General features: G+C 58.6%; 17 protein-coding genes and 13 pseudogenes. 12 read left to right on the top strand and 18 right to left on the bottom strand.

What is annotated here, in order from left to right:
* Positions 1 to 224: 224 nt before the first annotated feature.
* The 6 genes and pseudogenes from EIO60_RS16445 to oppF all read left to right on the top strand — a co-directional run.
* Positions 225 to 880 (top strand): annotated as a pseudogene (locus EIO60_RS16445) (ABC transporter substrate-binding protein); the annotation flags it as partial.
* A 23-nt stretch (positions 881 to 903) separates the two neighbouring features.
* Positions 904 to 1,041, top strand: a complete 138-nt coding sequence (locus EIO60_RS16440) for a hypothetical protein (protein ID WP_374058105.1) — start codon at positions 904 to 906, stop codon at positions 1,039 to 1,041.
* Between the two features lie 92 nt (positions 1,042 to 1,133).
* Positions 1,134 to 2,015 (top strand): annotated as a pseudogene (gene oppB / locus EIO60_RS02360) (oligopeptide ABC transporter permease OppB).
* A 14-nt stretch (positions 2,016 to 2,029) separates the two neighbouring features.
* Positions 2,030 to 2,938, top strand: a pseudogene (gene oppC / locus EIO60_RS02355) (oligopeptide ABC transporter permease OppC).
* An 11-nt stretch (positions 2,939 to 2,949) separates the two neighbouring features.
* Positions 2,950 to 3,636, top strand: a pseudogene (locus tag EIO60_RS02350) (ATP-binding cassette domain-containing protein); the annotation flags it as partial.
* A gap of 9 nt (positions 3,637 to 3,645) precedes the next feature.
* A pseudogene (gene oppF / locus EIO60_RS02345) lies at positions 3,646 to 4,529 on the top strand (murein tripeptide/oligopeptide ABC transporter ATP binding protein OppF); the annotation flags it as partial.
* A gap of 2 nt (positions 4,530 to 4,531) precedes the next feature.
* Here the strand turns inward: oppF and EIO60_RS02340 are convergent.
* Positions 4,532 to 4,855 carry an HI1450 family dsDNA-mimic protein gene (locus EIO60_RS02340; protein WP_258575813.1) on the bottom strand — a complete coding sequence of 108 codons (324 nt, stop codon included), beginning with the start codon at positions 4,853 to 4,855 and terminating at the stop codon, positions 4,532 to 4,534.
* A gap of 46 nt (positions 4,856 to 4,901) precedes the next feature.
* Positions 4,902 to 6,359 (bottom strand): cardiolipin synthase, encoded by a 1,458-nt coding sequence (cls, locus tag EIO60_RS02335; protein ID WP_258575812.1) that lies wholly within the window; start codon positions 6,357 to 6,359, stop codon positions 4,902 to 4,904.
* A gap of 160 nt (positions 6,360 to 6,519) precedes the next feature.
* On the opposite strand from cls, the gene EIO60_RS02330 reads away from it, so the two are divergent.
* Positions 6,520 to 6,693, top strand: coding sequence for a YciY family protein (locus tag EIO60_RS02330; RefSeq protein WP_258575811.1), 174 nt, complete (start codon positions 6,520 to 6,522; stop codon positions 6,691 to 6,693).
* A 28-nt stretch (positions 6,694 to 6,721) separates the two neighbouring features.
* Here EIO60_RS02330 and EIO60_RS02325 read toward each other — a convergent pair whose 3' ends face one another.
* From EIO60_RS02325 to EIO60_RS02305, 5 genes and pseudogenes are all read right to left on the bottom strand, one after another.
* A complete protein-coding gene (locus tag EIO60_RS02325) occupies positions 6,722 to 6,895 on the bottom strand; it encodes a hypothetical protein (RefSeq protein ID WP_258575810.1) in 174 nt (57 codons plus the stop codon).
* 76 nt (positions 6,896 to 6,971) lie between these two features.
* Positions 6,972 to 7,268 carry a YciI family protein gene (locus EIO60_RS02320; RefSeq protein WP_258575809.1) on the bottom strand — a complete coding sequence of 99 codons (297 nt, stop codon included), beginning with the start codon at positions 7,266 to 7,268 and terminating at the stop codon, positions 6,972 to 6,974.
* Between the two features lie 222 nt (positions 7,269 to 7,490).
* Positions 7,491 to 8,030, bottom strand: a complete 540-nt coding sequence (locus tag EIO60_RS02315; protein ID WP_258575808.1) for a septation protein A — start codon at positions 8,028 to 8,030, stop codon at positions 7,491 to 7,493.
* A gap of 54 nt (positions 8,031 to 8,084) precedes the next feature.
* Positions 8,085 to 8,819, bottom strand: coding sequence for a YciC family protein (locus EIO60_RS02310; RefSeq protein ID WP_258575807.1), 735 nt, complete (start codon positions 8,817 to 8,819; stop codon positions 8,085 to 8,087).
* A gap of 27 nt (positions 8,820 to 8,846) precedes the next feature.
* Positions 8,847 to 9,254, bottom strand: a pseudogene (locus EIO60_RS02305) (YkgJ family cysteine cluster protein).
* Between the two features lie 257 nt (positions 9,255 to 9,511).
* Here EIO60_RS02305 and ompW point away from each other — a divergent pair.
* Positions 9,512 to 10,144: pseudogene (gene ompW / locus EIO60_RS02300) on the top strand (outer membrane protein OmpW).
* 36 nt (positions 10,145 to 10,180) lie between these two features.
* Here ompW and EIO60_RS02295 read toward each other — a convergent pair.
* The 6 genes and pseudogenes from EIO60_RS02295 to EIO60_RS02270 all read right to left on the bottom strand — a co-directional run bounded on the left by EIO60_RS02295 (position 10,181) and on the right by EIO60_RS02270 (position 17,202).
* A complete protein-coding gene (locus EIO60_RS02295; RefSeq protein ID WP_258575806.1) occupies positions 10,181 to 10,495 on the bottom strand; it encodes a BON domain-containing protein in 315 nt (104 codons plus the stop codon).
* Positions 10,496 to 10,647: 152 nt separating this feature from the next.
* On the bottom strand, positions 10,648 to 11,454 hold the full coding sequence (trpA, locus tag EIO60_RS02290) for a tryptophan synthase subunit alpha (RefSeq protein WP_258575805.1): 807 nt from the start codon (positions 11,452 to 11,454) through the stop codon (positions 10,648 to 10,650).
* Positions 11,454 to 12,644 carry a tryptophan synthase subunit beta gene (gene trpB, locus EIO60_RS02285; RefSeq protein WP_258575804.1) on the bottom strand — a complete coding sequence of 397 codons (1,191 nt, stop codon included), beginning with the start codon at positions 12,642 to 12,644 and terminating at the stop codon, positions 11,454 to 11,456. Before trpB ends, trpA begins: the two co-directional genes overlap by 1 nt.
* A 37-nt stretch (positions 12,645 to 12,681) precedes the next feature.
* Positions 12,682 to 14,043, bottom strand: coding sequence for a bifunctional indole-3-glycerol-phosphate synthase TrpC/phosphoribosylanthranilate isomerase TrpF (gene trpCF, locus EIO60_RS02280; RefSeq protein WP_258575803.1), 1,362 nt, complete (start codon positions 14,041 to 14,043; stop codon positions 12,682 to 12,684).
* Between the two features lie 2 nt (positions 14,044 to 14,045).
* Positions 14,046 to 15,640, bottom strand: a pseudogene (gene trpD / locus EIO60_RS02275) (bifunctional anthranilate synthase glutamate amidotransferase component TrpG/anthranilate phosphoribosyltransferase TrpD).
* A complete protein-coding gene (locus EIO60_RS02270; RefSeq protein WP_258575802.1) occupies positions 15,640 to 17,202 on the bottom strand; it encodes an anthranilate synthase component 1 in 1,563 nt (520 codons plus the stop codon). Before EIO60_RS02270 ends, trpD begins: the two are co-directional and overlap by 1 nt.
* A gap of 278 nt (positions 17,203 to 17,480) precedes the next feature.
* Here EIO60_RS02270 and rnm point away from each other — a divergent pair, with 278 nt between their 5' ends.
* Positions 17,481 to 18,365: an RNase RNM gene (rnm, locus tag EIO60_RS02265; RefSeq protein WP_258575801.1), complete on the top strand. Its 885-nt coding sequence runs from the start codon at positions 17,481 to 17,483 to the stop codon at positions 18,363 to 18,365.
* Between the two features lie 22 nt (positions 18,366 to 18,387).
* Positions 18,388 to 18,796, top strand: a pseudogene (locus tag EIO60_RS02260) (L-threonylcarbamoyladenylate synthase); the annotation flags it as partial.
* A 14-nt stretch (positions 18,797 to 18,810) separates the two neighbouring features.
* Here EIO60_RS02260 and EIO60_RS02255 read toward each other — a convergent pair.
* The 3 genes and pseudogenes from EIO60_RS02255 to EIO60_RS02245 form a co-directional block, all read right to left on the bottom strand.
* A pseudogene (locus EIO60_RS02255) lies at positions 18,811 to 19,383 on the bottom strand (serine protease); the annotation flags it as partial.
* Positions 19,384 to 19,786: 403 nt separating this feature from the next.
* The gene (locus EIO60_RS02250; protein WP_258575800.1) at positions 19,787 to 20,098 is read right to left on the bottom strand and encodes a hypothetical protein; all 312 of its coding nucleotides are present in this window, start codon (positions 20,096 to 20,098) and stop codon (positions 19,787 to 19,789) included.
* Between the two features lie 26 nt (positions 20,099 to 20,124).
* Positions 20,125 to 20,797: pseudogene (locus EIO60_RS02245) on the bottom strand (MFS transporter); the annotation flags it as partial.
* 271 nt (positions 20,798 to 21,068) lie between these two features.
* Here EIO60_RS02245 and rluB point away from each other — a divergent pair.
* Entirely contained in the window at positions 21,069 to 21,950 is an 882-nt protein-coding gene (gene rluB, locus EIO60_RS02240) for a 23S rRNA pseudouridine(2605) synthase RluB (protein ID WP_258575799.1), read from the top strand.
* A gap of 34 nt (positions 21,951 to 21,984) precedes the next feature.
* Here the strand turns inward: rluB and cobO are convergent.
* Positions 21,985 to 22,488, bottom strand: a pseudogene (gene cobO, locus EIO60_RS02235) (cob(I)yrinic acid a,c-diamide adenosyltransferase).
* A gap of 50 nt (positions 22,489 to 22,538) precedes the next feature.
* Positions 22,539 to 22,736: pseudogene (locus tag EIO60_RS02230) on the bottom strand (YciK family oxidoreductase); the annotation flags it as partial.
* Between the two features lie 332 nt (positions 22,737 to 23,068).
* Between EIO60_RS02230 and topA the strand changes: the two are divergent.
* Complete coding sequence (topA, locus tag EIO60_RS02225) at positions 23,069 to 25,666, top strand: type I DNA topoisomerase (protein ID WP_258575798.1); 2,598 nt, start codon at positions 23,069 to 23,071, stop codon at positions 25,664 to 25,666.
* Positions 25,667 to 25,755: the final 89 nt, after the last annotated feature.

Genomic DNA, 25,755 nt, shown 5'->3' with positions numbered 1-25,755 from the left:
TGATTAACATCATGCTAGACATTATCTCAGCGTAAAAATTAACGCTACCTTTTGTCATGGAGACATGATAAAAGAGAATTAGTTAACATTTTTGTTATTTTACTTTGTCGGCGGGCCTAGCGTTCTGCTAATTTTCGGCGCACAAGTTTTTTCCATTTGGTCTCAAAGTGAGAACACTTCTTGCTTATGGGCTAAAGGGTTTATGAATAAGGTTAACTTTTTTGATGAAATGGAAGATAACGCCGCTGGTTCTCGCTTTGATAATGGCCTCCGGTGCCGGGCACGCCGCCGCGGTACCACCGGGAACAGTATTAGCCGTCACGCAGCAGATGGTGATTAATAACAGCACGGAAGTATCGACGCTAGATCCGCAAAAAATGAAGGTGTGCCGGAGTCGCGCATTATTTCGAATCTGCTAGAAGGAGGGCTGGTCACTACCGACAATAACGGCGCGATCGTGCTGGGTGTGGCGCAGAGCTGGCAAAACGAGGGCGGCAAAGTCTGGACCTTTACCCTGCGCGATAACGCCCGCTGGAGCAACGGCGATCCGGTGACCGCGCGCGATTTTGTCTACAGCTGGCGACGCCTTGCCGATCCAAAAACCGCTTCGCCCTACGCCAGCTACCTGCAGGCGGCGCATATCAGCCAGATTGACGCTATTCTGGGCCGGAGAGCCTTGGGATGAAGGCGCTGGACGATCGTCATCTGCAGGTTACCCTCAGCGAGCCGGTGCCGTACTTTATTTTCATGCTGGCGAACACGGCGATGTCGCCGGTCAACGCAGCAACGGTGGAAAAGTGGGGCGATGCCTGGCTATGTCGGCAACGGCGCCTATCTGCTCAGCGACAGGGTGATCAACGAAAAAATCTTGGTGAAGCGCATTATGCCAAAGCGGAGCAAATCATGGACAAGAACAGCACCATCGTACCGGTTTACTACTACGTGAACGCGCGTCTGGTGAAGCCTTACGTTGGCGGCTACACCGGCAAAGATCCGCTGGACAAGACGCTCGACAAGAACTTTTACATTATCAAATACTAATAGCACTCAGGCTACCGGCAATGGCGGCGCCTGGCGCGCCGCCTTTATGTACTTTGTACGTTTTGTGAAGCAATAAGCCTGTAGATATGGCAATGTTAAAATTCATCCTGCGTCGACTGCTTGAAGCGTTTCCCATCCCACGCTCTTCGTGCTCATCACCATCTCCTTCTTTATGATGCGCTTGGCGCCCGGCAGCCCCCTTTACCGGCGAACGCACACTCGCGCCCGAGGTGATGGCCAATATCGAGGCGAAGTATCACCTCAACGATCCCATCGGCAAGCAATACTTGGACTACCTTATCCAGCTGGCGCACGGCGACTTCGGGCCGTCGTTCAAATACAAAGACTACTCGGTTAACTACCTGGTCGCGCACGCCTTCCCGGTGTCCCCAAGCTCGGCCTCGCGGCCTTTGTGCTGGCGGTGATCGCGGCGTTGAAGCAGAACAGCCTGTGGGACTATGGGGTTATGGGGCTCGCCATGACCGGCGTGGTGATACCCAGTTTTGTGGTGGCGCTGTTGCTGGTGCTACTGTTCGCCATTACCCTGAAATAGCTGCCCGGCGGCCAGCTGCGCTATATGGTGCGGTGCTACCGATGGTGGCGCGCTTTCGCTCGCCTATATCGCCAGCATCGCACGCATTACCCGCGGCTCGATGATTGAGGTGATGCATTCTAACTTTATATCCGCACCGCGCGCGCCAAAGGCCTGCCGCTGCGTTGTATCGTGTGCAGCATGCGCTCAAGCCCGCGCTGTTGCCGGTGCTCTCCTGTCTCGGCCCGGCCTTTGTCGGCATTATCACCGGCTCGATGGTGATCGAGTCGATTTATGGCCTGCCGGGCATCGGCTAGCTGTTTGTCAACGGCGCGCTGAACTGGTGATGAGCCTGACCATTCTGGTGGGCGTACTGACCATTATCTTCAACGCGATCGTCGACGTGCTCTATGCCGTAATCGATCCGAAACTCCGTTACTGAGAGAGGAGCTCGCGATGATGTTGAGTAAGAAAAACAGCGACGCTCTGGATGCCTTCAGCGAAAAGCTGGAAGTGGAAGGGCGCAGCCTGTGGCAGGATGCGCGCCGCCGTTTTATCCATAACTGCGCGGCGTTGATCAGCCTGCTGGTGCTGCTGGTGATTACACTGTTCGTGATTTTCGCGCCGCTGTTCTCGCAGTTCGCCTATGACGACACCGACTGGGGCATGATGTCAGCCGCGCCGGACAACCACTTCTGGCCACTGGTTCGGCACCGACTCCTCGGGGCGCGATCTACTGGTGCGCGTCGCCATCGGCGGCCGTATTTCGCTGATGGTCGGCATCGCTTTAGCGCTGATCGCGGTGATTGTCGGCACGCTCTACGGCTCGATTGCCGGCTACCTCGGCGGCAAAACCGACTCGGTTATGATGCGTATTCTGGAGATCCTGAATTCCTTTCCGTTTATGTTTTCGTCATCCTGCTGGTGACCTTTTTCTGGCGCAATATCCTGCTGATTTTCGCCGCGATCGGCATGGTGTCGTGGCTCGACATGGTGCGTATCGTGCGCGGCCAGACGCTGGGCCTAAAGCGCAAAGAGTTTATCGAAGCGGCGCACGTCGGCGGCGTCTCCACAGGCAGCATCGTGCTGCGCCATATCGTGCCGAACGTGTTCAGCTTGGTGGTGGTCTACGCCTCGCTGCTGGTGCCGAGCATGATCCTGTTCGAATCCTTCCTGAGCTTCCTCGGCCTCGGCACTCAGGAGCCGCTCAGCAGCTGGGGCGCGCTGCTCAGCGACGGCGCCAACTCGATGGAGGTCTCGCTGTGGCTGCTGCTGTTTCCGGCTGGCTTTCTAGTGGTGACGCTGTTCTGTTTCAACTTTATCGGCGATGGCCTGCGTGACGCCCTCGACCCGAAAGATCTTTAAGGAGTTTCCCGATGACTATCCATGAATTCCAGCCAGCGATGGCGGCCCGCGCGGGAAGCGACCAGTTACTGGAGGTGAAGGATCTGCGCGTCACCTTCCAGACGCACGACGGCAACGTTACCGCGGTCAACGACCTGAACTTTTCGCTACGTGCCGGCGAAACCCTAGGCATCGTCGGCGAGTCCGGCTCCGGCAAGTCGCAGACAGCCTTTGCGCTGATGGGACTGCTGGCGAAAAACGGCCGCATCGGCGGCTCTTCAACGGCAAGGAGATCCTCAACCTGTAGGAAATGTTCCCGCACGAGTTCTCCAGCGGCATGCGCCAGCGCGTGATGATCGCCATGGCACTGCTCTGTCGGCCGAATGCTGACCGCCGACGAGCCGACCACTGCCCTCGACGTTACCGTGCAGGCGCAGATTATGACGCTGCTCAACGAGCTGAAGCGCGAGTTCAATACCGCGATTATCATGATCACCCACGATCTCGGCGTGGTGGCGGGCATCTGCGACAAAGTGCTGGTGATGTATGCCGGGCGCACCATGGGGTATGGCCGCACGCGCGACGTCTTCTACCAGCAGGCGCCCCCTTACGCTATCGGCCTTCTGAACGCCATGCCGCGTCTGGATGCGGAAGGGGAAAGCCTGACCACCATTCCCGGCAACCCGCCGAACCTGCTGCGCCTGCCGCAGAGCTGTCCCTAATCGCGGAAGGCGGTGGATAGCGTCAGCCTGCGCCTCTATGAGGGCGAAACCTTAGGCGTGGTGGGCGAGTCCGGCTGTGGCAAATCAACGCTGGCGCGCGCCATCATCGGCCTAGTCAAGGCGACCGACGGCCGCGTGGCGTGGCTGGGAAGCGATCTGCTCGGCCAGAGCGAGGCGGAGTGGCGCAAGGCGCGCAGCTATATCCAGATGATTTTACAGGATCCGTTCGCCTCGCTGAACCCGCGCATGACCATCGGCGATATCATCGCCGAGCCGCTGCGCACCTATCATCCAGAGATGGCGCATCAGGGGATCAAAGAGCGCGTCAAAAATATGATGATGAAGGTGGGGGCCTGCTGCCGAACCTGATCAACCTTTATCCGCATGAGTTCTCTGGCGGCCAGTGCCAGCGCATCGGCATCGTCCGTTCGCTGATCCTCGAGCCGAAGCTGATTATTTGCGACGAGCCGGTGTCGGCGCTCGACGTGTCGATTCAGGCGCAGGTGGTGAACCTGCAGCAGCAGCTGCGCAGCGCGAAATGGGGCTGTCGATGATCTTTATCGCGCACGACCTGGCGGTGGTGAAGCATATCTCCGACCGCATACTGGTGATGTATCTCGGCCATGCAGTGGAGCTGGGCACCTATGACACGGTGTACAACAACCCGCAGCATATCCTTATACGCGCGCGCTGATGTCAGCGGTGCCGATCCCGATCTGGAGAAGAACAAGCAGATCCAGCTGCCAGAGGGGGAGCTGCCTTCGCCGATCAATCCACCGTCGGGCTGCGTGTTCCGCACGCGCTGTCCCATCACCGGTCCGGAGTGCGCCAAAACGTGGCCGCTGCTGGAGGAGAGCTTCCGCCATGCGGTCTCCTGTTTATCTGTCGAATGTTATTCGCGCCAGAGAATATGGCACAGCTTGTGGTCTTTCTCGCGGCAGAGCAGCACGCGCGCGAAGACGTCGGTAATCTGCTCGCCGTCCGCGTTGCCCAGACCGATCACCACCTCAGAGAAGAAGTTGGGATTAAGATCGAAGTCGACATGCTCTTTCCAGTCTTCCGACGGATCGAACAGCTCGGCGCCGCCGCGCTCTTCAAACTGCAGGTTGAAAAGAATGATCTCCGCCGGATCGAGATTGTCGCCGGCCAGTTCGAGAAAAATATCGTAGGCCTGTTCCAGCGTTTCATCTTTGGTAAGACGGTTGTTTGAATCCATGTTCGGTCCTGTCAGCCCATCGGGCGCGTTGCAATTTCCGCTCGTTTTACAGTAAAGGGCTAAAGAAGTAAAACAGTCGTTCGACGATGCGCTGCCACCAGGCACGTTTTGACCAGCGCGCGGCATCCAGCAGACGCGAACGGGCGATATAGTCATCCTGCACGCAGGCCAGATCGCTGCCGAAGCCGGCGTCGTCCACCGCCAGCGTAATCTCAAAGTTGAGCCACAGGCTGCGCATATCGAGATTAACAGTGCCGACCAGGCTCAGCTGCCTATCCACCAGCACGCTCTTGGTGTGCAGCAGGCCATCCTCGAACTGGTAGATGCGCACGCCCGCCTCCAGCAGTTCGCTGAAGAAGGCGCGGCTCGCCCAGCCTACCAGCAGCGAGTCATTATGATGCGGCACGATAATGCTGACCTCGACGCCGCGCAGCGCCGCCGTACAGATGGCATGCAGCAGGTCGTCGCTCGGCACAAAGTAGGGCGTGGTCATAATCAGCTGCTCGCGCGCGGCGTAGACGGCGGTCAGCAGCGCCTGATGGATCATATCTTCCGGAAAGCCGGGGCCGGAGGCGATTACCTGTACCGTGCCACTCTCGCGCTCAAAGGGCATGATATTGCCGTCGGGCGGCGGCGGCAGAATGCGTTTGCCCGTCTCGATCTCCCAGTCGCAGCTGTAGACGATGCCCATGGTAGTGGCCACCGGCCCCTCCATGCGCGCCATCAGATCGATCCACTGGCCGATGCCCGCCTCCTGTTTGAAGAAGCGCGGATCTACTAGGTTCATGCTGCCGGTATAGGCGATATAGTTGTCGATCAGCACCACCTTGCGGTGCTGGCGCAGATCCATGCGGCGCAGAAACACGCGCAGCAGGCTGACCTGCAGCGCCTCTACTACGTCAATGCCGGCGTTGCGCATCATGCCGACCCACGGACTGCGGAAAAAGGTGACACTGCCGGCGGAGTCGAGCATCAGGCGGCAGTGCACGCCGCGCCGCGAGGCGGCCATCAGCGACTCGGCTACCTCATCCGCCAGCCCGCCGGGATGCCAGATATAGAACACCATCTCAATATTGTGGCGCGCCAGTTGGATATCGCGGATCAGCGCCTGCATCACGTCATCTGAGCTGGTGAGCAGCTGCAGCTGGTTGCCTTTTACCCCGGCGATGCCCTGACGGTTCTCGCACAGCTGAAACAGCGAGCGCGCCATGTCGCTGTGTTCGGTAGCAAAGATGTGGCTGCGCTGCTTCAGATCGTTGAGCCACTTTGCCGTCGCGGGCCACATGGTGCGCGCGCGCTCCGCCCGCCGCTTGCCCAGGTGGAGTTCGCCAAAGGAGAGGTATGCAATGATGCCCACCAGCGGAATGATGTAGATAATCAACAGCCAGGCCATCGCCGAGGTCACCGTGCGACGCTTCATCAGGATGCGCAGCGTGACGCCAGCAATCAGCAACCAGTAGCCAAACAGCAGCAACCAGCTGATTAATGTATAAAAAGTGCTCATTAAGTGGATATCCTGTTCGCGCTTGATCTGAGAAGTTTACGTGCTGTCAGGCAGCAGTGAAACCCCAAATCGCCGTTGCGGTTCGATAAGAGATCCGAGTTGGCATTGGCGCGCAGATGTTTATAATGCGGCCGCGTGAGAGTAAAGCTGGAGAGAAGTTATGAAAAAAAGCAGAAATGAAGTGTCCCGCTGGAGAATTTTTCGTCAGGCGCATCGCCGCCGCGCCTGCTGGTTAGAGGGGCAGTCGCGTCGCTACAGCCGTATTCATGCCATTCGCCACCAGATGGCGCAGCAGCAGCGCCGTTCGATACTCTTTATCACGCAGAATATGTGAAAAAGCCGCCTGAAAAGGCGGCTTTTTTTCAAGTGCCTTTCGTTACCAGCACCACATTCACCAGCTGGAGCGCCGCCGCTATCACAATCAGCATCACGATCAGGTGCTTTTTCTGCCGCCAGCCATAACGGCGCCAGAGCAGCAGGGCGCCGATAATCAGTGTGATAACCAGCGCCAGCAGCGCCATAATCAGCCATTTCATGTTGCCTGCTCCGTCAGGGGAAATAAAAATGGCTTCTGCTGCTGCAGAAGCCATCGATAGCTTACCGGTTCAGCGATCAGAAGACGCGTTTGAAGGGCTTCACGGTAACGTTGCTGTAGACGCCCGCCGCGACGTAGGGGTCCGCTTCGGCCCAAGAATGTGCTGCTTCCAGCGAACTGAACTCGGCGATAATAGCGGAGCCGGTAAAGCCCGCCACGCCGGGATCGTTGGTGTCGACGGCCGGCATCGGACCGGCGACGATCAGACGGCCTTCATCCTGCAGCAGTTGCAGGCGCGCCAGATGGGCGGGGCGCACCGAAGTGCGTTTTTCCAGAGAATCAGCGTTATCTTCGGCATAAATGATGTACAGCATGTTCAAGCTCCCATTGGCTCATTCTGTTTTGGCAACACGGTAAAGTATTGTCAATAAGAGTGCAAACGAAAGATGGCATTGCCGCAGACGGGGTTAAACGGTGCTAATTTCTGACCATTTATTAACGCTTATTGAAAATGATTGCTGTTTGTCGTCCATTGCTTCGCTTCTTATGCAGGTGAAGGCGCGCTGCGCCAGCCGTGCCCGGCAAGATTGGGCTTGTTATTTTTCTTCTTGTTGCGGTATCCGTCGCCAAATGTAGAGTCCGCTGAGCAGGGTGAAGATTAGGGTAAGGACGGTCAGACCGAACACCTTAAATTTAACCCAAAAGGCCTCCGGCAACCAAAAGGCGACGTAGATATTCGCCAGACCGCAGGCGAGGAAGAAGAGCGCCCAGGCGACGTTGAGACGACGCCAGCTGCTTTCCTGCAGCTGGATCTCTTTGCCCAGTAGGCTTTTGATCAGCGGCTGTGCCATAAAGAACTGGCTGTAAAGCAGCGCCAGCGCGAACAGGCTGTAGATCGCCGTCACCTTCCACTTGATAAACTCATCGTTGTGGAAAACCAGCGTCAGGGTGCCGAACACCGCCACTAGCACAAAGGTGACGATGGTCATCTTCTCCACCTTGCGATAGAGCACCCAGCTCGCCACCAGCGCCAGGCCGGAGGCGGCAATCAGCGCGCCGGAGGCGACGAAGATGTCGTACAGCTTATAGAAGATAAAGAAGACCACTAAAGGAAAGAAATCGAGTAACTGCTTCATAGACATTCCAGTTAAGGCAAAATCAGAAGCCGCGCGCCCGCAGGCGCGGCGGACTTAGCGGACCAGCATATAAAGGCGGAACAGATAGATTACCAGCAGCACCGAAATCAGGTTGCCGATGGCGGTGATCGCCACCGCCAGTATGTTGTCCGGCAGTGCGGTCAGCGACGACGAGGCGAACAGAATGGCCATTTTCGCCAGCAGCCAGAGGATAATCGCCGGCGCGATCAGCCTGACGTTTTTCCACGCGAGACGGCTACTGGCGCGCATTGAGGCCAGCACGCCGCGCTTTTCACTGGCGAGGATCACCGGTGAAAGCGACAGTAGAATCGCAAGGATCACGCCCGGCACCATCAGCACCATAAAGCCCAGCTGTACCACCAGCGTAATCAAAAAGGTTTGCAGCAGCAGCTTCGGCAGCAGCGGCGCGGCGGCGCCAATGGCGCGCAGCGCGCTGACGCGCTGACCGGCGGAAACCAGCTGGATTAGGCAGAGCATGCCGCCCAGCAGCAGGGTGTTGCCTATCAGCACGGCGAACGTGCCCGCCGCCGAGGCACGCAGCAGAATGCGCTGCTGCTCCGGCGACATGTTCTGCACCAGCTCGAACAGCGACGAGGCGCTGCTGTCGCCTTGCTGCAGCTGCGCCATCTGTTTGCTGCCGGGCGTAAAGGTGTGCACCAGAATGACCGTGATAAACGCGGTCAGTAACGACATCAGCACGATGGTCAGCAGCTGATGGCGGAAGAAATTTCCTGTGTCACGGTATAACGAGCTTGCCGTGATAGTCATGTATTCTCCTTGATGGAACCGGGTTAATTAACTTGGCGATTGTACATGGTCTGACCCGGCGCTGGCACCCGCCGCGCGATAACTTTCTGTCATGGAAGGTAAAGAAGGGTGAAAAAGGAGCGGCAGACCGTAGCGCGCGCAGAGCGCGATCGCAGGCTTCATTCAGTACGTCCCCCTAGCCGAACATGGCGAATTCCCGGCAGGGCGACGAACGCTGCGCATAGATGCCGCAGGAGACGCAGCCGCCCGGCTCGCCCTGCAGCGCGGCGTGCGGTCGTTGGTGCCGCGCATATTGCGCATCATCAGGCTCAGAGGCTCCGTCAGCGCGACCGGCATGCATCGGCCGGCGTCATCCGCTTCGGCCCAGTAAAAAGAGACGCGAAAATGGGCACAGCAGGCGCCGCAGGTCATACAAGGGTTAAGATTATCGCTCATTTGATCGCCCGCCACTCCTTGAGTCATCGAACCAAAATCAACACGGGAAACAGCAAAATAATCACGCAGATAAATTTCTTCAAGCGGAATTGGCGGACTGCCTGAGTCAGTAAAATTGACCTAAGTCAATCCATTGTTTTTTTAAGTGCTTAAACTCGATTGATTGATATGCAATTTTGCTTAAATCGCGCTAGAACGTTGCCCACAACAACATCACACCATAATTTTTCGATTTTTTCTGGTGCAAAGGCGTGATCATGAAACTGACAAAATGCGCGTTTTTACTGGCAATGGCATTACCTCAACTGGCGCTGGCGCACGAGGCGGGCGATTTCTTTATGCGCGTGGGCAGCGCGACCGTGCGTCCTACCGAAGGCTCCGACAACGTCTCGGCATGGGGTCGTTCGACGTCAGCAACAATACCCAGCAGGGCCTGACCTTTACCTGGATGGCGACCGATCATATCGGCGTGGAGCTGCTGGCGGCGACGCCGTTCCGCCACAAGGTTGGCCTGGCGGCCATCGGCGCGCTGGCCACGGTGCGCCAGCTGCCGCCGACCCTGATGGCGCAGTGCTGCTTTTTTGACAGCTGCAGAAAGGGTGCGTCCGTATGTGGGCGTCGGTGTTAACTATGCCGCTTTCTACGATGCCGACTTCAACCAGACCGGTCGCAACGCGGGCTTAAGCGATCTGAGCGTGAAAGATTCTTGGGGCGTAGCGGGTCAGGTGGGGCTTGACTATCAGATCAACCGCGACTGGATGCTGAACGCATCGCTCTGGTATATGGATATCGATACCGAAGTGAAATTCAAGGCGGGCGGGGAGTAGCACAATATCAGCACGCGCATCGCCCCTTGGGTCTTCTTCTTCGGCGCAGGCTACCGCTTCTAACAAAAAGGCCGCGAGCGACTCGCGGCCTTTTTGATCTTACTTAATCTGCATATTGTTGACTACAGAGGTCACACCCTTCACGGTGCGCGTTACTTCCACCGCACGGCTGGCCATCTGCGGCGAGCTGACGAATCCGCTTAGCTGCACGCGTCCCTTGAAGGTCTCGACGTTAATTTCACGTGATTTAAGTTGGTCGTCGTTAAGTAACTGCGCTTTGACTTTAGTGGTGATCACCGTGTCGTCGATATAACCGCCGGTGCCTTCCTGCTTCGCGGTAGGCGCACAGGCGCTCAGAGTCAGCGCCACCATCATTGTGGTCAGCATGCCTGCCAGGACTTTAAACAGTTTCATTGCTCTTCTCCCTGTCTCAAACAAGATGCGCCGTTACCATAACGGAGCAAAAAGCAAAATGAGTATGGACGGGAAAAGCGAAATCGGCAACGTCGGGATGTAAAAAAGAGTGAAAAACCATGCCTTATGTGCGGCGATAAGGCATAAAAGGATCAGCGCGTGGCGGCCTTCAGGCTGCTGACGAAGGCGGTCAGCTTCGCCAGCATCTCGTCCGGCTGTGCATGATGCTGCTCGATGATCTTCACAATGGCGGAGCCGGAGATGGCGCCCGCCGCGCCCGCGCCGAGGGCCTCTTTAACCTGCGCCGGCTCGGAGATGCCGAATCCCTGCAGCGGCGGAGCAGCGTTGTACTCGCGCAGTTTGTCGATCAGGCGCTGCAGCGGCAGGCTGCTGGCGCGGTTCTCGGCGCCGGTCACGCCCGCGCGCGACAGCAGGTAGGTATAGCCGCGGCCGTGCGAGGCGATTTCGTGCAGCAGATCGTCGCTGGCGTTGGGCGGACAGATAAAGATCGGCGCGATGCCGTAGCACAGCGCCGCCTGGCGAAACGGCGCCGACTCTTCTTCCGGCACGTCTGCCACCAGCACCGAGTCGACGCCCGCTTCGGCGCAGCGTGCATAGAAGGCGTCTATGCCGTTGGCGAACACTAGATTAGCGTACATCAACAGACCGATGGGCAGATCGGGATAGTTCTGGCGCACCTGGCTGAGGATCTCGAAGCAGCGTGCAGTCGTGGTGCCCGCGGCAAAAGCGCGCAACGTGGCGTTCTGAATGGTCGGACCGTCTGCCAGCGGATCGGAGAAGGGGATGCCCAGCTCCAGCGCATCCGCGCCGCCCGCGACCAGCGCGTCGAGCACCTGCAGCGACAGTTCGGGGGTCGGATCGCCCAGCGTGACGAAAGGCACAAAGGCGCCTTCCTGGTTCGCCTGCAGACGTTTAAACAGCGATTGATAACGTTCCATCAGATTTCTCCCTGTACAGTCAAAATATCGTGAACGGTGAAGATGTCTTTATCGCCGCGGCCTGACAGGTTCACCACCAGCAGCTGCTCCTTCTCGGGATTTTCGCGGATCAGCTTCAGCGCGTGCGCAAGGGCGTGCGAGGACTCCAGCGCCGGAATAATGCCTTCGGCGCGGCAGAGAGTTTTAAATGCCGCCAGCGCTTCGTTGTCGGTAATCGACACGTAGTCGGCACGCCCGGTGCTGTTGAGGTGCGCATGCTGCGGCCCGACGGAGGGAAAATCGAGGCCAGCGGAGATAGAGTAGGACTCCTCGATCTGCCCCTCTTCGGTCTGCATCATCGGCGCTTTCATGCCGAAGTAGATGCCGACGCGGCCATGCTTCAGCGGCGCGCCATGCTCGCCGGTTTCAATGCCGTGGCCCGCAGGCTCCACGCCAATCAGCCTGACCCCTTCGTCACCGATAAAATCGGCGAACATGCCGATGGCGTTGGATCCGCCGCCGACGCAGGCGATGACCGCATCCGGCAGGCGCCCCTCTTTTTCCAGGATCTGCGCTTTGGTCTCTTCGCCGATCATGCGCTGGAACTCGCGCACGATGGTCGGGAACGGGTGGGGACCGGCCGCCGTGCCGAGCATATAGTGCGCGGTTTCGTAGCTTCCGGACCAGTCGCGCAGCGCCTCGTTGCAGGCATCCTTCAGGGTGGCGGATCCACTGTGCACCGGGATCACTTCCGCCCCCATCAGGCGCATACGAAACACGTTGGGCGACTGGCGCTCCACATCCTTCGCGCCCATATAGATGCGGCACTTCATGCTGAGCAGCGCGCAGGCGAGCGCCGACGCGACGCCGTGCTGTCCAGCACCGGTCTCGGCAATGATCTCGTTTTTGCCCATGCGCTTCGCCAGCAGTGCCTGGCCCAGTACCTGGTTAGTTTTGTGCGCGCCGCCGTGCAGCAGATCTTCGCGCTTCAGGTAGAGGCGGGTTTTGCTGCCTTTGGTCAGATTGCTGCAGAGCGTCAGCGAGGTCGGACGGCCAGCATAGTTTTTCAGCAAGTCGGTAAACTCCGCCTGAAACGCCGGATCTTTCTGCGTGTCGACAAAGGCTTCTTCCAGCTGGCGCAGCGCCGGCATCAGGATCTGCGGCACATACATGCCGCCAAATTCGCCGAAATAAGGATTCAGTAGTGTCATGGTGTCATCTTCCTCGCGGCAAGCCTGACCAGTCAGTTCAGTAGGCGCGCAGCATGCGGAAAACCGCCGCGATTTTGGCCGGGTCTTTGATGCCTGGCGCGCTTTCCACCCCGGAGTTGAAATCCAGGCCGGCGCAGCCAAGACGCGCCGCCTCGACGCAGTTGTCCGCGCTCAGGCCGCCCGCCAGCAGCACGTTGGTGAGATCCTGGTCCTGCAGCAGCGACCAGTCGAAGCGAGCGCCGCTGCTCCCTTGGCCGTTATCGAACACGTAGCGGTCGACGTGCGGCCAATCACGCGCGGGCAGCGCGGTTTTAATGCTCAGTGCCTTCCAGATCGCGACGTGAGCAGGCAGTGCGACGCGCAGCTGTGCGACAAAATCGCGATCTTCATCGCCATGCAGCTGGACGGCGGCGAGCTTCAGCGCTTCGACTTGCGTGACAACGTCACTTATTGCGACATTGCGGAATATGCCGACATAGCGCAGCGGCGTGCCAGCGATAACCTGCTGCGCCTGCGCGCGGTCAAGCCGGCGCGGCGACCCCTCAGCAAAAATCAGGCCGCCGTAAAGAGCGCCTGCTTCATACGCGGCGCGCGCGTCTTCCGGACGGGTCAGGCCGCAGACCTTGTTGTCTCCCAGCAGCACGCGGCGCACCGCGGCGGCTAGATCCGGTTCTTCCATCAGCGCCGAGCCGATCAGGAAGCCATTGGCTAAGTGGCTCAGCGCCCGCACTTGGGCATAGTTGTGAATGCCCGATTCGCTGATCACCGTCACGCCATGCGACAGGCGTGGTGCCAGCTGACGTGTGCGGTCGAGATCGATCGACATATTGCGCAGATCGCGGTTGTTGATGCCCACCACCTTCGCCTCCAGCGCGATAGCGCACTCCAGCTCCGTCTCGTTGCTCACCTCGGTCAGCACGCCCATTTTCAGGCTGTGCGCCAGCGAGGCCAGCTGTCGATAACTCTCATCGTCCAGCACCGAGAGCATCAGCAGAATGGCGTCCGCCTGATAGTGGCGCGCCAGATAGATCTGATAGGGGTCGATAATAAAGTCTTTGCACAGCACCGGCTGGGTCAGCGCCGCGCTGACGACGGGCAGAAAGTCGAAGCTGCCCTGAAAATATTTTTCGTCGGTCAGCACCGACACGACGGAGGCATAGTGGCGATAGATACCCGCGATGGCGGCCGGATCGAAATCATCACGGATCAGCCCTTTAGAGGGCGACGCCTTTTTGCACTCCAGAATAAACACGGTGCGGGCGCCCTGCAGCGCATGGTAAAAGCTGCGCACAGCGGGCTGCACCGCATCCTGAAAAGTCGCCAGCGGCTGCTGCGCCTTGCGCGCCGCTACCCACTGCACCTTATCCTGAACAATCTTCTCTAGAATGGTACCTTGCATAGTTATCCTCTTGCTGCCAGAGCGATAACGCGCTCGTAAGCCTGTCCGCTGCGGATGGCCAGGAGCGCACGCTTCGCGTTTTCACGCAAATCTTCATGGCCGAACACCTTCAGCAGCATCGCCACATTGACAGCGACCGCCTGCTCGTGGGCCTGCTGGCCATTACCCTGAAGTAAACGTGTCAGAATGTCACGGTTTTCTTCCGGCGTTCCGCCCGCCAGCGCCTCCTTGGGATGGAAGCCGAAACCGAAATCCTCCGGCGTCAGCTGATAGCGGGTAATTTCGCCGTCGCGCAGCTCGGCGACGTGGGTGTCGCTGTGCAGCGCCACCTCGTCCATGCCGCCGCCGTGCACCACGGCGGCGCGCTGATAGCCCAGCATCTTCAGCGTCTCGGCGATCGGCAGCACCAGTTCCGGGCTGTAGACGCCAATCACCGCCAGCGGCGGCCGCGCCGGGTTGATCAGCGGGCCGAGCACGTTGAACAGCGTGCAGGTTTTCAACTGCTGGCGCACCAGCATCGCGTGGCGAAACCCAGTGTGATACTGTGGCGCAAACAGGAAGCAGACGTTAAGCTCGTCCAGCGCGGCGCGCGCCTGCGGCGCAGGCATATCGAGATTGATGCCGAACGCCGCCAGCAGATCGGAAGAGCCGGATTTGCTCGAGACGCTGCGGTTGCCGTGCTTGGCCACTTTTAGGCCGCAGGTGGCGGCGACAAAGGCGCTGGCGGTGGAGATATTGATGCTGTTGCTGCCGTCGCCGCCGGCGCCAACGATATCGGCAAAGACGTAGTCCGGGCGTGGGAACGGCTTGGCATCCGCCAACAGCGCGCTGGCCGCGCCGGCAATCTCCTGCGGCGACTCGCCGCGAACCTTCATGGCGATTAGCGCGGCGGCAAGCTGCGTGGGCTCAAGCTGGCCGGTAATAATAGCGCTGAACAGCTGGTGGCTTTCGCCCTGCGTCAGCGTCTGCGCCTGATAGAGTTTTTCCAGGATGGCATGCATGATCATTCTCCCTGTGATGTCGCCAGCGCCCAGGCCAGCGTCTGCTCCAGCAGACGGGCGCCCTGAGTCGTCAGAATGGATTCGGGATGAAACTGAAAGCCGCAGACGCAATGTGCGTCGTGGCGAACAGCCATCACCATGCCGTTGTAGCTGGCGTTGACCGTCAGCTCCGCCGGCGTATTGCTGCCCACTAGCGAGTGATAGCGCGCCACCGGCAGCGGATTGCTCAGTCCGGAAAACATCGCCTCGCCGTCGTGGTTTACCTCCGACGCCTTGCCGTGCAGGATCTCGCCCGCCTGGCCGACGTACCCGCCGTAGGCCTCGACGATCGCCTGATGGCCGAGGCAGATGCCGATAATCGGCAGGCGGCCGCGCAGGGTCTGCAGCAGCTCAGGCATGCAGCCGGCGTCTTTCGGCGCGCCCGGGCCAGGGGAGAGCATCAGCACCGGATTCTCCATGCGCTGCAGGCGTTCGATCAGAACGGCCGCCGGCACGTTGTTGCGGTAGATCATCACGTTGTGGCCGAAGGCGCGCAGCTGATCAACGAGGTTGTAGGTAAAGGAGTCGATGTTATCGAGCAGCAGGATATCGGCCATCAGAAAATCTCCTTGCAATGATGGGCGGTCGCGATGGCGCGCAGCACGGCGCGCGCCTTGTTGCGGCTTTCGTCCGCTTCGGCCTGCGGGTTAGAGTCGAGCACCACGCCCGCGCCCGCCTGAACCGTTGCGATGCTGTCTTCCACCCAGGCGGAGCGGATGACGATGCAGGTGTCGAGATCGCCGTGCGCGGTGAAGTAGCCGACTGCGCCGCCGTAGCTGCCGCGCCGCGTGCCTTCCGCCGCGGCGATCAGCTGCATGGCGCGCACCTTCGGCGCGCCGCTCAGGGTGCCCATGTTCATGCAGGCGCGGTAGGCGTGCAGCACGTCAAGATCGCTGCGCAGCGTGCCGACCACGCGCGACACCAGATGCATCACGAAGGAGTAGCGGTCGACCTTGGTGAGGTCGGCAACGTAGCGGCTGCCCGGCACGCAGATGCGCGCCAGGTCGTTGCGCGCCAGATCCACCAGCATCAGGTGCTCGGCCAGCTCTTTATGATCTGTGCGCATCTCCAGCTCGATACGGCTGTCGAGATCGCGGTCCAGCGAGCCGTCGGCGTGACGGCCGCGCGGCCGCGTGCCAGCGATCGGGTAGATCTCAATCTGGCGCGACACGGCGTCATATTTCAGTGAGCTTTCCGGCGAGGCGCCGAACAGCGCGAAATCCTGGTCCTGTATAAAGAACATATAGGGGCTGGGGTTACTGTTCTTCAGCGTCTCATAGGCGGCGAGCGGCGACGGGCAGGGCAGCAAGAAGCGGCGCGACGGCACCACCTGGAAAATCTCGCCGATGCGGATCGCTTCCTGCATCTTGCGCACCATGTCGCAGTAGGCCTCGTCACTCTGGCTGACGCTCAGCGTCATCTGCTTCACTTTCTGCACCGGCAGCGCGGGCGCCGGCTGTAGCATCTGGCCGTGCAGCTGATCAATGCGGCGCTGCAGGCGCTGAAACTCGCTGGCGGAGGGGCAGAACAGGCTCGCCTGCAGCTTCGCGCTGCGCGTCTGGTGATCGAGCACCAGCAGCGTTTCCGCCAGGTAAAAACAGTAGTCCGGGCAGCGCTGCTGATTCTCCAGCGCGGGCAGACCTTCAAAGCCCGCTACTAGGTCATAGGCGAAAAGGCCGCCCAGCAGCATCGCCTCGCGCTCGTCGGCGGGCGAGTTCACCAGGTGCGGGATCAGGCGCAGCGCTTCAAACACAGAGAGCGCCTGTAGGCGGGTATCTTCATCCTGCATGTCGTCAGCGACGGGGAAAAAGAGCTTGCGGCCATCCGGACGCGGGGCGATAGTGACGCTGTCGGGAAGCGCTGCATCCAGCAGCGGCAGCAGCACGCGGCCGTTTTCCGACAGCGCCTGCACCGTGACGCAGGCGCCCAGCGCGCTGACGCGCAGGGCGCTGTCGACAATCAGCAGGCTTTTTAGGTTGCGTTTGCTGTCGATATCCGCTGATTCAAGCAGCAGGGTTGCCGGACGTGCGCCGCACAGCTGATGGAACACTGCGGCCGGATCTTCGCGGTAGGGCGCGTTGCCAGTAATCAACTTCACTGTAGGTTTCGCATTTGGCATGGTGGACTCTCTGAAATTCGCCTAAAAAAAGCCCGCTTTAAGCGGGCTCGGGTCTCTGCACTGCGTTACGCATGCGGCGCTCGACGTTGCCCGTATCGGGGAACATCGCGCCACCAGCCTGCTGAAAAGTGAAGATTCATCGCCATGATGAGTAACCCGTTTAGTTGTGAACTTGTGTACTAGTTAACGGGTCCAGTCGATAAATGTCAATACACTTTTTCACCCGTGCCTAAAATCGTTATCATACTGGCCGTTTCAATCAGCAGCAGGAGCGCCTTTTGAGCGACATTGCCCGTTTTCCTCTTTACGATTTACACAGCCATACGCGCGCGTCCGACGGGCTGCTGACGCCAGAGGCGCTAGCGCAGCGCGCTGTCAGCATGCGGATCGGCGTGCTGGCGATTACCGATCACGACAGCGTGGCGGGCGTCGAGCCGGCGCAGCGCGCCGTGGCGGAACAGGGTTTGCCGCTGAAGATGCTGGCGGGCGTGGAGGCGTCAACGCTGTGGGAGAACCACGAGATCCACATCGTCGGGCTGAACCTTGATATTCATCATGCGGCGCTGACTGCCTTCCTGGCGCAGCAGCATCAGAGCCGTCAGGCGCGCGCGGAGCAGATTGCCGAGCGGCTGGAGAAGGCGCGCATACCCGGCACGCTGGCGGGCGCGACCCGGCTGGCGGACGGCGGGGTGATTACGCGTGGCCACTTTGCCCGCTTTTTAATGGAGCAGGGCAAGGCCAACACGGTGGCGCAGGTTTTCAAAAATTATCTGGCGCGCGGTAAAACCGGTTACGTTCCGCCAAAATGGTGTACAATTAAACAAGCCATTGATGCGATTCATCATTCTGGCGGCTGCGCGGTGCTGGCGCACCCTGGCCGCTACGGTTTATCGTCAAAATGGCTGAAGCGTTTGATCGCGCACTTTCGCGAAGCGGGCGGTGACGCCATTGAGGTGGCGCAGTGTCAGCAGGCACCCAATGAGCGCACGCAGCTGGCGCAGTACGCCCGCGATGACGATCTGGCCGCCTCTCAAGGCTCCGATTTTCATCAACCCTGTCCGTGGATTGAGCTGGGCCGCAAGCTCTGGCTCCCGGCGGGCGTCGAGCCCGTATGGAAACGCTTTCCCACGCTGGCGCCCGCCTGCTCTGAAGCGGAGAGGTGACACGAGGTTTTTTATGAGTCATATGAGTCAACTGTTTCACATTCACCCCGACAATCCGCAGCCGCGCCTGATCGCGCAGGCCGTCGACTATCTCAACAAGGGCGGCGTGATTGTCTATCCGACCGACTCCGGCTGTGCGCTGGGCTGCCGGCTGGAAGAGAAAAACGCGCTAGGAACACATCTGCCGCATTCGCCAGCTGGACGGCAGTCACAACTTCACCCTGATGTGCCGCGACCTGTCGGAAATTTCCAGCTACTCGCAGGTCGACAACAGCGCGTTTCGCCTGCTGAAAAACAACACGCCGGGCAGCTACACCTTTATTCTCAAGGCGACCAAAATCGTGCCGCGTCGACTGATGAATGAAAAGCGGAAAACCATCGGGCTGCGCGTGCCGTCCAACCCGGTTGCGCTGGCGCTGCTGGAGGCGCTCACGATAATCTGATTCAACCAGTTTTTGAAGTCGAAATAGGGGATATAGAGGGAAACGTCTTTCAGCACGATTTTACCGCTGCGATTGCTTTTGATTTCATCGCTGAAATCCACAATCACGCCGCCCAGCGTATTGTCGGCGTTATAAACCGCGCCGCCCGATATGCCTTTCACTACGCCCGCATTTGATGCCATCGCCATACATGTTTTTTTATTCCAGCTGTTGCGAATGGCGGTGCGCGCTAAATTACTGCCGGACGATTCAACCGGCATGGCGGAAATAAAACTGTAGCCATACATTCTTATCGGATCGCCAATGGCGCCGCTGCGGAATTTAGCCAGCGTGTCGGCATCATTTTTGTGGTAAATAACCGCCAGATCGCAATAAGGGTGATAAGCCTTGACGCGCTGTACGGCGAATTTCGCTACGTGCGCTGCCGTCAGGCTATATTTAGGCGTACTAGGAATGCTGCTGCCCAGCGTGCTAAGGCCGAGAATCGTCGGAATGCCGGTGAAGCTGATGTCCACGTGCTGCACTTCCGTACGGCTGTATTCGGTATGGCCCACTGAGCAACCGCTCAGCGGCAGCGCAGCAAACGCCGGCTATAAGAACAGTTTTCTCATGGGAGTGATTTTCATTGTGGCATGTCGGAAAATCCCTGATGAAGACTTTTGACATGCGAATTCAGGCGCCTGATTGTGCCGTATTAACGCTGCATTCCCGGTAGCGCCGATTTATATTATTTAAGAAATAGCAAGGATTACGTTAAGAATTGGTTAATAAATTTCGTGATGCTGCTAATTAATATTAATAATACGAAAGTTATTCCCTGCGTTTCTGGCTCTGATTCTACGTAAATTTAGGCGAAGGACAATCGGTTAAGATTAATCTTAATAAAACAGGTGGGCTAATAGAGCATTAATTCAATCTGCGCTGTGAACAGGCGGTGTTGCGGCGTTTTGCGCTGAGTTTGCTGCGGATTAAGCGAAATTACCAACATCTTACACTGTGGTGTGGCTCTGAATGAAATAATCCAAACAAAAGGTAGTCAAAGCTTAATTTACTTTTAACTATCGCGTTTGCCCGGCAAAAATGCTGTAACGCCAATATATTAGAGGCAGGCATCGATTGGTACAGAGAAAACAGTGATGCATCAGAGATGTTGGCTCTGTATTCTTCAAAAGGATGCAGAAAAAATCGGCAGATGCCGCACTCTGCATGCATGACCTTGCCGCCCGCGCCGGCGGCAAGGTTAAGGCGGGAGAGCGACCCGTCAGCGCTGTTGCCAGCGATGATACTCATCGCTGCGCCGTCCCGGGGCTGTTTCCGGCAAGCGCAGCAAACATGCCGCTGCCGATCAGTGAGCCTATCTGCCAGATCACGGTAATGCCGCTGCAGCGAAGAAACAGCTCCGGGAACCAGGACGCCTGTGGGGCGTAGCACATGCTGTGCCCCTGCGTCAGCGCCACGATCATCGCGCTTTGCGTCAGCCAGTAGCTGTTGTGCTGCAGCGCGAGGAAAAAGGGTACGATCGACACCGCAATCAGCAGCGCGCCCATCAGCGGAATGGCGAAAATCTCCAGGATCACCGCGACGATCATGCTCTCCATTAACAGTGTGCTGTCGAGCATGATTGGCTTTGCCCCATGCAAGGATAATCACCGTGAACAGGGCAAAGTCGCACGCCTCGATCAGTTTGGCTGCGACGCCGTTCATCACCAGCCTAGGGTGCGCCTGAATCACCTCTTTCAGCGGGCGCGACTCCGCGGCTTTGGTGGCGCGGATGGCCGTGAAAACCGGCGATTCATCAATGCGTAGCCGGATAAACAGGTCAACGATCACTAGCAAGGCGGAGAGCAAAAAGGGCACGCGCCAGCGGCAGCAGGAATCGGTGGGCGCGCCGATTTGCACCCAGCTAGCATCATCAGCTTGTTGTCGGCCGTTGCTGATGCCGCAAGGGGTTGGGGAGGTTGATACCGTTATCATAAGTGTTCCCTTCTGCCAGAGGTGGGCATACCATACAAGCCTACCTGAACTGTCACTGTTAAGGGGATCACAGTTGAATAAACGTGCAATAGCTGGCGCCGCAGCGTGAACTGGACTTTACTCATCAGACGCGAAGGGGGGCGACTGACGAGGTGCCCGCCTGTCCGATAAAGCAGGTTACAAATCAGTAAATAAAGGTATAATGAGCGGAATATTATAAATTAAGTTATTTATTTTTAAGGGTTTTAACTAAAATGACGCCTAGGAAGGCGACAGTGAGGCCGCAATGGGCGAAAAATTACAGAAAGTCCTGGCTCGCGCAGGCCACGGTTCCCGCCGTGAAATCGAAGCCAAAATCGCCGCCGGTCGCGTCAGTATCGACGGCAAACTCGCCACCCTTGGCGACCGCATTGAAAACGAAAAATCCCTGAAAATCCGTATCGACGGTCACCTGGTCTCTATTGCAGAGTCCGCGACCAAAGTCTGCCGCGTGCTGGCCTATTACAAGCCGGAAGGCGAACTCTGCACCCGACGCGATCCGGAAGGACGCCCCACGGTATTCGATCGTCTACCGCGCCTGCGCGGGTCGCGCTGGATCGCGGTAGGGCGTCTGGACGTCAACACCTGCGGCCTGCTGCTGTTCACCACCGACGGTGAGCTGGCGAACCGCCTGATGCACCCGAGTCGTGAAATGGAGCGCGAGTATGCCGTGCGCGTGTTTGGCCAGGTGGATGACGACAAGATTCGCCAGCTGAGCAAGGGCGTGCAGCTGGAAGATGGTCCGGCGGCGTTTAAAACGCTGCGCTTCGCCGGCGGCGAAGGGGTGAACCAGTGGTACAACGTCACGCTGACCGAAGGGCGCAATCGCGAAGTGCGTCGCCTGTGGGAAGCGGTCGGCGTGCAGGTCAGCCGCCTGATGCGCGTGCGCTATGGCGACATCACTCTGCCAAAAGGCCTGCCACGCGGCGGCTGGATGGAGATGGATCTGGCCGCGGTCAACTATCTGCGCTCGCTGGTGGGCATGGACGACGAAACCGTGACCAAGCTGGCGGTAAAGAAAGATCGCCGCCGCACTAAGGCCAACCAGATTCGTCGCGCGGTGAAGCGCCATACGCAGGTGAGCGGCAACGGCCGACGCAGCGGCGGCGGCACGAAACGCGGCTGCTAAGCGAAAACGCAGCTCTCGGGCTGCGTTTTTTTTGCTACCAGTCGATGCTCTGCTGCGCCTGAATGCCCGCATCGAAAGCGTGCTTGACGGGGCGCATCTCGGTCACGGTATCCGCCATCTCTGTCAGCGCCCGGTGACGATCATGCTCTGCCGGACGTTCGCGCAGGGCGCGCGTCAGCGCCTACAGCGGCAGATAATCCATGCTCACCATATAGGTGATCTCATCCAGCTGCACCAGGTCCAGAGTGGCGTACGCCAGCATGCGCTGGGCATGCTGCCACACCGCTAGGCAGGCATTGGTATCGGTGGCGCGATTCTGCGTCTCCTAGGTGAAGCAGGTGGCCATCACCTGAAATTCGACGTCGTGCTGCGCCAGCAGATTGCGCTCCCCGTTTGGCCGTTCGCCCTTGATAAACTGAATGACGCCCACCTTTTTGCCATGCCCGGCGGCGCGCAGTGCGGTGCCGAAGGCGGCGGTGGTTTTGCCGTTGCCGGTAAAGACTATCAGAATGCTGCGCGTCTCGGTCGCGGCGGCGATGCGGGCGTCAACCTACTCTTTTAACCGCTGCTGGTGGCGATCGTCGCGCATTATTCCGCCGCTCCTGGCTTGCGGCCCGGCTGTGTGTCAAAGCTGACGCCGCTTTTGCGTCGGCTGTCGTCGCCCATAACATAAAGGTAGAGCGGCATCAGATCGGCGGGCGTTTTCAACTTGTTGGCGTCTTCCTCTGGGAAGGCGGTGGCACGCATTTTGGTACGCATGCCGCCCGGGTTAATGCAGTTGACGCGCTTACTTGCCAAAACCACTGCGCGGCAAATGGGCAAAAATTGACAAAAGCTGGCGCAAAATTAGACAGAGTGCTAATTAAGTTGCGTAACGAATTTTATTAGGTAGAGTTTGGGCGATTCAGATTTCAGGGAGTTCACACCGGGAAGTGTGGCTGCGTCAGATGAAAAAATCGCTCTTATTCATATCGTTGCATTAGTCCATGCAGCCTAACCTGAGATTGAACCCACCGCCTTGAAAAGCGTAAAAGGCGTAACAATATTGAATCCGTTAGGTTTCAGGGCATCTAATCCTCTCCCGTTTATCAGGACGTTTTCATTAGGTAAAGGTACATATGGGTAAAGCACTCGTTATCGTTGAGTCCCCGGCAAAGGCCAAAACAATCAATAAATATCTCGGTAGTGACTACGTGGTGAAATCCAGCGTCGGTCATATCCGTGATTTGCCGACCAGTGGTTCAACCGCAAAAAAGAGTGCTGACGGGGCGGGCGACAAAAAAGCCAAAAAAGTGAAAAAGGATGAAAAAGCCGCGCTGGTCAGCCGCATGGGCGTCGATCCTTATCACGGCTGGAAAGCGGACTATCAAATCCTGCCCGGTAAAGAGAAGGTGGTCTCGGAGCTGAAAGCGCTGGCGGCCAACGCCGACCATATCTATCTCGCAACCGACCTTGACCGTGAAGGAGAGGCGATCGCCTGGCACCTGCGGGAAGTAATTGGCGGCGACGACAAGCGCTTCAGCCGCGTGGTGTTTAACGAAATCACCCAAAATGCGATTCGTCAGGCGTTTGAAAAGCCGGGCGAGCTGAATATCGACCGCGTTAACGCGCAGCAGGCGCGTCGCTTTATGGACCGCGTCGTCGGCTATATGGTGTCGCCGCTGCTGTGGAAAAAGATCGCGCGCGGCCTTTCTGCCGGCCGCGTTCAGTCGGTGGCGGTACGCCTCGTGGTCGAGCGCGAACGCGAAATCAAAGCCTTTGTTCCCGAAGAGTACTGGGAGCTGAACGCCGACCTGCATACCAAGAAGGGCGATCTGCTGGCAATGGCGGTGACGCATCAGGGTGACAGCCCGTTCCGTCCGGTTAACAGCGAGCAGACCCAGGCCGCCGTCGCGCTGCTGGAAAAAGCGCGTTTCGAGGTGGTCGACCGTGAAGATAAACCGACCAGCAGCAAGCCTGGCGCGCCCTATATCACCTCAACGCTGCAGCAGGCGGCCAGCACGCGCCTCGGCTTCGGGGTGAAAAAGACCATGATGATGACGCAGCGCCTCTACGAAGCGGGCCACATTACCTATATGCGTACCGACTCCACCAACCTGAGTCAGGATGCGGTGGCGATGGCGCGCTACTATATCGACGCCTCCTTCGGTAGCAAGTATCTGCCGGCGTCGGCGAATACCTACGCCAGCAAAGAGAATTCACAGGAAGCGCACGAGGCGATTCGTCCTTCTGACGTCAACGTGGTGGCGGAAAAGCTCAAGGATATGGAAGCGGACGCGCAGAAGCTCTATCAGCTGATCTGGCGTCAATTCGTGGCCTGTCAGATGGTGCCCGCGCAGTATGATTCCACCACCCTGACCGTCGCCGCCGCTGGCTATAAGCTGAAGGCGAAAGGGCGCACGCTACGCTTTGACGGCTGGACGCGCGTGATGCCTGCGCTGCGTAAGAATGACGAAGATCGCACGCTGCCGCCGGTGGACATTGGCGAAACGCTCGATCTGCAACAGCTGATGCCCAGCCAGCACTTTACCAAACCGCCGGCGCGCTTCAGCGAAGCCTTGCTGGTGCGCGAGCTGGAGAAACGCGGCATCGGCCGCCCGTCGACCTACGCCGCCATTATCTCGACCATTCAGGATCGCGGCTACGTACGCGTGGAAAACCGCCGTTTCTATGCGGAAAAAATGGGCGAAATCGTCACCGATCGGCTGGAAGAGAACTTCCGCGATATGATGAGTTACGACTTTACCGCCACGATGGAAGACAGCCTCGACCGGGTCGCCAATAACGAGGCGGAGTGGAAAGGGGTGCTGGACACCTTCTTCAGCGACTTCAGTCAGCAGCTCGACAATGCGGAGAAGGATCCAGAAGAGGGCGGCATGCAGCCCAACCAGATGGTGCTGACCTCTATCGACTGCCCGACCTGCGGACGCAAAATGGGCATCCGTACTGCCAGCACTGGCGTGTTCCTCGGCTGTTCCGGCTATGCGCTGCCGCCGAAAAAGCGCTGCAAGCAGACCATCAACCTGATCCCGGAAAACGAAGTGCTTAACGTGCTGGAGGGCGATGACGCCGAAACCAACGCGTTGCGCGCGCGCCGCCGCTGCCAGAAGTGTGGTACGGCGATGGACAGCTATCTGATCGATCCGCAGCGCAAGCTGCACGTCTGCGGCAACAACCCGGAGTGCGACGGCTACGAGATCGAGCAGGGTGTGTTCCGCATCAAAGGCTACGATGGCCCGGTGGTGGAGTGCGAGAAGTGTGGTTCAGAGATGCACCTGAAAATGGGGCGTTTCGGCAAATACATGGCCTGCACCAACGACGAGTGTAAAAACACGCGTAAGATTCTGCGTAACGGCGAAGTCGCGCCGCCGAAAGAGGATCCGGTGCCGCTGCCGGAGCTGCCGTGCGAAAAGTCGGACGCCTACTTTGTGCTGCGCAACGGCGCGGCTGGCGTTTTCCTCGCCGCCAACACCTTCCCCAAATCGCGCGAGACCCGCGCGCCGCTGGTTGAGGAGCTGCAGCGCTTTAAAGATCGCCTGCCGGAGAAGCTGCGCTACCTTGCTGAGGCGCCGGCGACCAATCCCGACGGCAACAAAACGCTGGTGCGCTACAGCCGCAAGACCAAGCAGCAGTATGTTGCCTCGGATAAAAAGGGCAAAGCCACCGGCTGGTCAGTTTTCTATATTGACGGCAAGTGGCAGGAAGCGAAAAAGTAATCCCCTTATTAAGGCCAGCACTGCTGGCCTTTTTCTTGGCCTTATATCAAAACGTTATACATTCCTCCCTGCAGTGATATAGTTGTTAT

Source organism: Candidatus Pantoea persica, from assembly GCF_013753875.1.
GTDB classification, from domain to species: Bacteria; Pseudomonadota; Gammaproteobacteria; order Enterobacterales; family Enterobacteriaceae; genus Pantoea; species Pantoea persica.
This window is presented reverse-complemented; position numbering and strand designations above follow the sequence as displayed.

Excerpts from the sequence above, each read along its gene's own strand:
- trpA (WP_258575805.1), bottom strand. The coding sequence starts at position 11,454 with ATGGAACGTTATCAATCGCTGTTTAAACGTCTGCAGGCGAACCAGGAA.
- EIO60_RS02310 (WP_258575807.1), bottom strand. The coding sequence starts at position 8,819 with ATGACTATCACGGCAAGCTCGTTATACCGTGACACAGGAAATTTCTTC.
- EIO60_RS02320 (WP_258575809.1), bottom strand. The coding sequence starts at position 7,268 with ATGCTGTACATCATTTATGCCGAAGATAACGCTGATTCTCTGGAAAAA.
- EIO60_RS16440 (WP_374058105.1), top strand. The coding sequence starts at position 904 with ATGGACAAGAACAGCACCATCGTACCGGTTTACTACTACGTGAACGCG.
- rluB (WP_258575799.1), top strand. The coding sequence starts at position 21,069 with ATGGGCGAAAAATTACAGAAAGTCCTGGCTCGCGCAGGCCACGGTTCC.
- EIO60_RS02315 (WP_258575808.1), bottom strand. The coding sequence starts at position 8,030 with ATGAAGCAGTTACTCGATTTCTTTCCTTTAGTGGTCTTCTTTATCTTC.
- EIO60_RS02325 (WP_258575810.1), bottom strand. The coding sequence starts at position 6,895 with ATGAAATGGCTGATTATGGCGCTGCTGGCGCTGGTTATCACACTGATT.
- EIO60_RS02295 (WP_258575806.1), bottom strand. The coding sequence starts at position 10,495 with ATGAAACTGTTTAAAGTCCTGGCAGGCATGCTGACCACAATGATGGTG.
- trpB (WP_258575804.1), bottom strand. The coding sequence starts at position 12,644 with ATGACACTACTGAATCCTTATTTCGGCGAATTTGGCGGCATGTATGTG.
- topA (WP_258575798.1), top strand. The coding sequence starts at position 23,069 with ATGGGTAAAGCACTCGTTATCGTTGAGTCCCCGGCAAAGGCCAAAACA.
- EIO60_RS02330 (WP_258575811.1), top strand. The coding sequence starts at position 6,520 with ATGAAAAAAAGCAGAAATGAAGTGTCCCGCTGGAGAATTTTTCGTCAG.
- EIO60_RS02340 (WP_258575813.1), bottom strand. The coding sequence starts at position 4,855 with ATGGATTCAAACAACCGTCTTACCAAAGATGAAACGCTGGAACAGGCC.
- trpCF (WP_258575803.1), bottom strand. The coding sequence starts at position 14,043 with ATGCAAGGTACCATTCTAGAGAAGATTGTTCAGGATAAGGTGCAGTGG.
- EIO60_RS02270 (WP_258575802.1), bottom strand. The coding sequence starts at position 17,202 with ATGCCAAATGCGAAACCTACAGTGAAGTTGATTACTGGCAACGCGCCC.
- cls (WP_258575812.1), bottom strand. The coding sequence starts at position 6,359 with ATGAGCACTTTTTATACATTAATCAGCTGGTTGCTGCTGTTTGGCTAC.
- EIO60_RS02250 (WP_258575800.1), bottom strand. The coding sequence starts at position 20,098 with ATGAGTATCATCGCTGGCAACAGCGCTGACGGGTCGCTCTCCCGCCTT.